Genomic DNA, 7,144 nt, shown 5'->3' with positions numbered 1-7,144 from the left:
CCTTTAATGCGGGCTGTGGGCGATCCCTATGGAGAAGTTACCATTCTTGATAATATTCGTGCATTAGGAGGGTTTTAAGGTATTTTAGGGTGCATGAGGGTGAAATCTGTTTTGTTTCAAAACTTAAAAAATCCTGAGTAATTACTCAATTGCATCAAAATAAAATTACTGCTAAAAGTAGCGTGTAATTCCCAAAAATATAGGTTTTCATCAAACTTATGTTTTTTATTTAGTAAAGTTTAATTGCAAAAATGTCCCATCGAATTTAAAGCTGTTATCTTAATAGTTGAAGCAGGTATAGCTTCCCTGGCAGATACGACAGCTAGAGAGAAAGAAGAAAGAAACCACAAATGAGAGGTAAAAGCGCTGTTTAATTTACATCTGTCTCGTCAACAAACAACAACACCCAACGCGAAAGCTGATATTTCCTCAAATGAATGAAAATCAGGGGGCGCTGTGACTGGTTTCCATCCCTTGTTGATCAAGTTGATGAAAGGTAGTACATCCCTGGCTAGAGTTAACAAAAAGAGGGATTCAACAAGCTAGTAGATGTCTGGGTGTTGTTGTTTGTAATATTATCCTAAAATTGAATATCAAGAGACAAAAAAATAGTGAAATACAGCACTTTCTGGTGTGATGAGGTACTTATCCAGCAGGCAAGATGCCCGCACTACAAGAGTTTCATAATTCAAGTTTGTACCTCATTAGAGCGAAATCTGCTGTAGAAAGTAATTAACTTTTTCCCCAAACAAATCATAAGACCTCGCGGTAAGTGGGGAACGAGCGCGTCTTTAGACCTGAGAGGGAAACGGCACGAGGGATTTTAATCCCTGTGGTATGTTAGAATTAAATTGTGAGTAAGAACAAAAAACATCTACGTGTTGAAGCATCCTAGTACGGAGAAATTCCGGCTCCTATGAAACAACGGTTAGGTTTAAGTCCTAACGGCAGTATTGACAAGAAAGAGCGAGTAATGGCAGGTTGTGGAGCGTACCGCGTCTTGGCTTAGTGATGGATTCTAAAAACACTGAAAACCATAAAAGTAAGCGCAATTTCGACACCTTGATTGGCAGTTGTTTTGAGCGTTTAGGCGGCGTTTGACGGTCGCAGCGAGATTAGATTGAGCTAAACTCTTAATTTAATTCTGTCAGTAGAATCTCAGTGGCTTTAGCCATGAGAGTGTCAACACAGTTACATTGACATTAGACCTGCATACGTTACGCGCTATTCTTTTAGCGTGTTCAATCCGTTGCCGTACGGGCGAAGCATTCGCGCTGTTGAGTTGTCGGTTGGTCGCATAATTTTTATAAGCGAATGCTTCGCCCCTACTTTTTTGTAAATCGTTTATTATACAATATATACAAAATGTCAGTGCAGGATTTATCCTGCAATTAGCCTTCATCCCGCAACTGTTGCACAGGTGTGTCCTGCTGAGTCGGACACGCCTTCAAGGGTTTTCGGCATTCTCCTTATAAAACTGATTGGTGCGAATACTTTGGACTGGAGTTTTAAATGACTATTACCAGCATTTCACAGACAAAACCTTTAACAGACACAGAATTACAAAAAATTAACGGCTATTGGCGTGCAGCCAATTATCTCTCTGTTGGACAAATATACCTCCTCGACAATCCTCTTTTGAGAGAACCACTCCAACAAGAACACGTCAAACCTCGACTATTAGGACATTGGGGAACTACCCCAGGGCTAAACTTGATTTACGCCCACTTCAACCGAGTTATTAAAAAATACGACCTCAATGCAATTTACATAGCTGGTCCTGGACATGGTGGACCCGGAATTGTTGCCAATACCTACTTAGAAGGAACATATAGCGAATATTACCCCAACATCTCCCAAGATGAAGAGGGAATGCAAAAACTATTTAAGCAATTCTCCTTCCCTGGTGGTATTCCCAGTCACGTCGCCCCAGAAACCCCTGGTTCTATCCATGAGGGGGGAGAATTAGGCTATGCTTTAGTTCATGCTTACGGTGCAGTATTTGATAACCCTGATTTGATAGTTGCGGCGGTTGTGGGTGACGGAGAAGCGGAAACTGGACCCCTAGCAACTAGCTGGCATTCTAACAAATTTATCAACCCTGTTACTGATGGTGCAGTTTTACCAATTCTGCATTTGAATGGATACAAAATTGCCAATCCCACAGTATTAGCACGGATACCCCATGGGGAATTGGAAAGCCTATTTATCGGCTATGGCTATAAACCTTACTTTGTGGAAGGTTCTGAACCGGCGGAAGTTCACCAAAAAATGGCGGCAGTATTAGATACAATCATTCCTGAAATTCAAAGTATCCAAAGAGAAGCGCGGGTACATGGTTTCCAAGCACGACCGCAATGGCCAATGATTGTTTTACGCACTCCTAAAGGTTGGACTGGACCCAAGGAAGTGGACGGGAAGAAAACAGAGGGTTATTGGCGATCGCACCAAGTCCCTTTTAGTGATATAGCTGGTAAACCGGAACATCTGCAATTGCTGGAAGATTGGCTAAAGAGTTACAAACCTGAAGAACTTTTCGACACCAACGGTCAACTGATTCCCGAACTGGCAGAACTAGCCCCCAAAGGTCAGCGTCGCATGGGAGACAACCCCCACGCTAACGGCGGAATTTTGCTGCGTGACTTGAAAATGCCTGATTTTAGCAACTATGCTGTAGAAGTATTTAAACCAGGAACAGTTAACGCTGAAGCTACCAAAGTTGCTGGTAAGTTTCTCCGCGACATTATGAAACTCAACGAAGAAAGCCGTAACTTCCGCGTTTTTGGGCCTGACGAAACCGCCTCAAATCGTTTAGATCCTTTATTTGAAGTGACAAACCGCGCTTGGGATGCGGAAACTCTCCCGGAAGATGACCATTTATCACCGGACGGTCGAGTTATGGAAATCCTCAGCGAAACCAATTGTCAAGGCTGGTTAGAAGGATATTTGTTAACAGGTCGTCATGGTTTCTTCTCCTGTTATGAAGCTTTTATTCACATCATTGATTCCATGTTCAACCAACACGCCAAATGGTTGAAAACAACTCGGCATATTACTTGGAGAAGACCAATTGCCTCTTTAAATTATCTTCTCACTTCTCATGTTTGGCGACAAGATCATAATGGTTTCTCTCACCAAGATCCTGGTTTTATTGATCATGTAATTAACAAAAAATCCGAAATCATTCGTGTTTATCTACCACCTGATGCTAATACTTTGCTATCAGTAACTGACCATTGTTTAAGAAGTCGTAATTATGTCAATGTGATTGTTGCTGGTAAACAACCTGCATTACAATATTTAGACATGGATTCGGCAATTAAACATTGTACTAAAGGTTTAGGAATTTGGGAATGGGCTAGTAATGATCAAGACAGTGAAACCGATGTAGTTATGGCTTGTGCTGGAGATGTTCCAACTTTGGAAACTTTAGCGGCTGTGGATATTTTACGGCAAAATTTCCCAGATTTAAAAGTGCGAGTTGTTAATGTTGTGGATTTGATGACTCTACAGCCAAAAAGTGAACATCCTCACGGTTTAAATAGTAAGGATTTTGATACTATTTTCACAACTGATAAACCAATCATCTTTGCATTTCATGGTTATCCTTGGTTAATTCATCGTCTCACCTATCGGCATACAAATCATCAGAATATTCATGTGCGTGGTTACAAAGAAGAAGGAACAACAACCACACCTTTTGATATGGTGGTAATGAATGATTTAGATAGATTCCATTTAGTTATGGATGTGATTGACCGTGTACCAAAATTAGGTTCTCAAGCAGCTTATGTAAAACAAAAATTGCAAGATAAGTTGATTGAACATAAGCAATATATTCAGAAACACGGTGAAGATATGCCAGAAATCCGCGATTGGACTTGGCCATATTAATAATTGAGTTAAGCTGATTTTATAGGTAAGGGTTTAGCACTGCTAAACCCCTACAGATGAGATAACAATAAACAATTTATTTTTCTGTTGATGCTGCAAAAGTTGTCCCTATTTCTCTGAATAATTTAGTATTTTATAATTAGTTTTTTGTAAAATTATAATTATCTATTTTCTAATATAAGTAGGTGAACTGAAAAATTTAAAGGTATGTGAAGAAAAGTAAAATCGCCCAAAACTCTCTTCCTGTTCCCTGTTAAGAGTTCCCTGTTCCCTTGCCATAACGACAATTTTCAACGCCAACCTACTTACTTCTCTCGACAATAGGTAATAGCCCAAATTAGCAACTATTACCCATTATCAAGAATTAAATTAACCTAATAAACCTTGGATTAATCCAGAATTACTGGTTAAGAAGAAAGCGACTACTGCGCCACCGATACCACCAATCAAGAAAGCACTGGTGAAATTATTCCAGCTTTCCTTAGAGTTAAAAGCATCAACAGGAGGATTGGGTACAGCAATACTAGCAAGAGCTTTACCAGGGTTGCTGTTAGCATATAGGGATAGGCAAGCTGTCAAAATTACAACCAATCCAATACTACCCAACAAACCAGCTAAGGTAGCATTGGGGGCATTGCGTAAAGGGCCTAATCTATGGAAAGGTCCAAATAGTAAATAACCATGAGCCATACCGACTTCCAAACCGCGTCTAAAAGGATTGAGACCGGGGCGATAAGCTGGTAAGTTGCTAATAAACCACTTCACCAAAGGAGCGGAATTGATGGGGGTTTCTAGATCGCCTTTTTGTGGATCACGTGCTGCTATTGCCATAACTTTTCGATTCCTTGGATCACTAGGTGGGTTTTTGATGAGCTTACTGCTTGAGTTATGTTGTTTGCTCGCTTTTAAATGAGAAAGATAGCATTTTTCATAAAAATTAATTTTGCCACTTTCTCATTTAGAAAAGTATGAAACCCGCAAACAGTGGACAACATGACGAGTTTCATACATTAGTGAAGATTGCTAATTTAAGTGATATTTTCACCTAACTAGGTTTGATAACTCAATGAGACAATCTACAAGCAAAAGCTAATTTACTTAGCTTTTCTGCACCGGATTTTCAACCTATAGGGGGTGGAAAAGGAGGTCAGGGAAGAAGCGATTAAATTCAATCAAAATCCCGGCTGTGATTGTCAACCAGATAGTTGCTGCAACGGGAGCAGTGGAAATGAATGTAATCAAGTAGTTGGTTTCGTTACCTTTTTCAGCCATGAATTTAGTCTCCAGAATGAGTGATTGAAAACAAATGAATTAACGTGGCGAAACGGTAATTTCTGAATCCTTCGCGGTTAATTCGCCGGAGAGCAATTCCTTGATTGCTGCTGCGGGCCAAGCAAAACCGGAGGTGATGATAGGTAGAGCAATACCCAAATCAATTTGGATTTCTTTTTGCTCCGCATCTGATCCTGTTTTGATTGCTTGGAGATAAGCACGGCCTACCCAACCAATCCAACCAGCAATGTAGAGGAAGAGAATACTAGGGATTAAAAAATCACCAGCATGATCAAGACTGCCATCTACAATCAAGTGAGGATAACCTTCAGGGCCACAGAGCGCCTGAGAATAACGTTCAAACCGCTTTTTGCCAGATTCGGGGTCAGTGGTGGTGTTGCGGGCATTTAGTGCTAGCTCTTGAAAGGCGGGAGAGTCTTTACAAGGAACAAGGTTTGCGCCTAGTGCATTAGCTTCAGGAGCAAAATTGAACCAAAGAGTCATCACCAAAAGCAAAGCAAACAATCGTCTCATGGAGTTGTTTCCTTTTATTACAAAACGAGAAGTTTCTTGTACAAAACGAAGCGGCTTGTACAGTCTTTATTTTAGATAACTAGGAAGTTATCATACTCTTGGCTGGGAACTGAGTAAAGTTTAAGTCAACAAAAGTTAAAGCTTCTCAATCAAAAGATAGGGAAGCAGGGTAGGAAGCAGGGAGCAGGGGGCAGGGGGAGATATGAGAGAATGTATATTGCCAATTACCAATTACCAATTACCAATTACCAATTACCAATTACCCATTCTATGACAACCGTTCTAGCCATTGAAACCAGTTGTGATGAAACTGCTGTTGCAATTATTAAGAATCGTGAAGTGTGTAGCAGTATTGTTGCTTCACAAATTTCTATTCATCAACAATATGGTGGGGTAGTACCAGAGGTGGCCTCACGTCAGCATTTAGAAACCCTGAATTATGAAATAGAGCAAGCAATGGAGTCTAGTCATCTAGATTGGAGTCAGATTGATGGGATAGCTGCCACCTGTGCGCCTGGACTAGTAGGAGCGTTGCTGGTAGGATTAACGGCTGCCAAAACCCTGGCAATTGTCCATGATTTGCCTTTTTTGGGAGTGCATCACCTGGAAGGTCATATTTACGCGACTTACTTGAGCGAGCCAAGTTTAAATCCTCCCTTTCTTAGCTTACTTGTTTCCGGCGGTCATACAAGCTTGATTTATGTGAAAGATTATGGTATATACGAAACCCTGGGAGAAACCCGTGATGATGCGGCGGGTGAGGCTTTTGACAAGGTGGCGCGGTTGTTGAAACTGGGTTATCCCGGTGGACCAATAATTGACAAACTGGCACAAACTGGCAATCCCCAAGCCTTTGCATTACCGGAGGGCAAAATTTCTTTACCAGGTGGGGGTTATCATCCCTACGATTGTAGTTTTAGCGGATTAAAGACAGCAGTATTACGTTTAGTACAGCAGTTGGAGAAAGAGGGCAAAGAAGTACCAATTGCCGATGTAGTGGCTAGTTTCCAGGATACTATAGCGCGATCGCTGACCAAAAGAGCGATCGCCTGCGCTCGGAACTATGGATTAGATACCATTACTGTAGGTGGTGGCGTAGCAGCTAATAGTGGGCTGAGAAAGCATTTACAAGCAGCAGCCAGTAAACATAACTTGCGGGTTCTATTCCCCCCCCTAAAATTTTGCACCGACAATGCCGCCATGATTGGCTGTGCAGCCGTTGAACACCTATCACGTGGCAGAACTTCTCCACTCACATTAGGAGTCCATTCCCGGCTCTCACTGAACCAAGTCATGCAGTTATACGAAAATTAATTCAGGAGTATGGCTAACGCCACGCTTCGCTATCAGGAGTATGGCTAACGCCACGCTTCGCTATCAGGAGTTCAGGAGGAAGAAAGAAAGTTACCAATTACAACTGACAACTGACAATTGACAACTGACA

Annotated in this window: 5 protein-coding genes; 2 read left to right on the top strand and 3 right to left on the bottom strand. The window is 41.4% G+C overall.

The window, feature by feature from the left end:
- The first annotated feature begins 1,512 nt into the window (after nt 1-1,512).
- The gene (locus FJR08_RS19720) at nt 1,513-3,894 is read left to right on the top strand and encodes a phosphoketolase (RefSeq protein WP_168634283.1); all 2,382 of its coding nucleotides are present in this window, start codon (nt 1,513-1,515) and stop codon (nt 3,892-3,894) included.
- Nucleotides 3,895-4,263: 369 nt separating this feature from the next.
- Here the strand turns inward: FJR08_RS19720 and FJR08_RS19715 are convergent, their stop codons facing one another.
- The 3 genes from FJR08_RS19715 to FJR08_RS19705 form a co-directional block, all read right to left on the bottom strand.
- Complete coding sequence (locus tag FJR08_RS19715) at nt 4,264-4,725, bottom strand: photosystem I reaction center subunit XI (RefSeq protein WP_015079101.1); 462 nt, start codon at nt 4,723-4,725, stop codon at nt 4,264-4,266.
- 294 nt (nt 4,726-5,019) lie between these two features.
- The gene (gene psaJ / locus FJR08_RS19710; RefSeq protein ID WP_015079100.1) at nt 5,020-5,166 is read right to left on the bottom strand and encodes a photosystem I reaction center subunit IX; all 147 of its coding nucleotides are present in this window, start codon (nt 5,164-5,166) and stop codon (nt 5,020-5,022) included.
- Between the two features lie 39 nt (nt 5,167-5,205).
- A complete protein-coding gene (locus FJR08_RS19705) occupies nt 5,206-5,700 on the bottom strand; it encodes a photosystem I reaction center subunit III PsaF (protein WP_015079099.1) in 495 nt (164 codons plus the stop codon).
- 270 nt (nt 5,701-5,970) lie between these two features.
- Here FJR08_RS19705 and tsaD point away from each other — a divergent pair, with 270 nt between their 5' ends.
- On the top strand, nt 5,971-7,014 hold the full coding sequence (gene tsaD / locus FJR08_RS19695) for a tRNA (adenosine(37)-N6)-threonylcarbamoyltransferase complex transferase subunit TsaD (protein WP_041458271.1): 1,044 nt from the start codon (nt 5,971-5,973) through the stop codon (nt 7,012-7,014).
- Nucleotides 7,015-7,144 lie beyond the last annotated feature (130 nt).

The organism is Dolichospermum sp. UHCC 0260, assembly GCF_009711985.1.
Classification (GTDB): domain Bacteria; phylum Cyanobacteriota; class Cyanobacteriia; order Cyanobacteriales; family Nostocaceae; genus Dolichospermum; species Dolichospermum lemmermannii.
The sequence above is the reverse complement of the archived record's forward strand: the minus strand, read 5'-3'. Positions and strand labels throughout refer to the sequence as shown.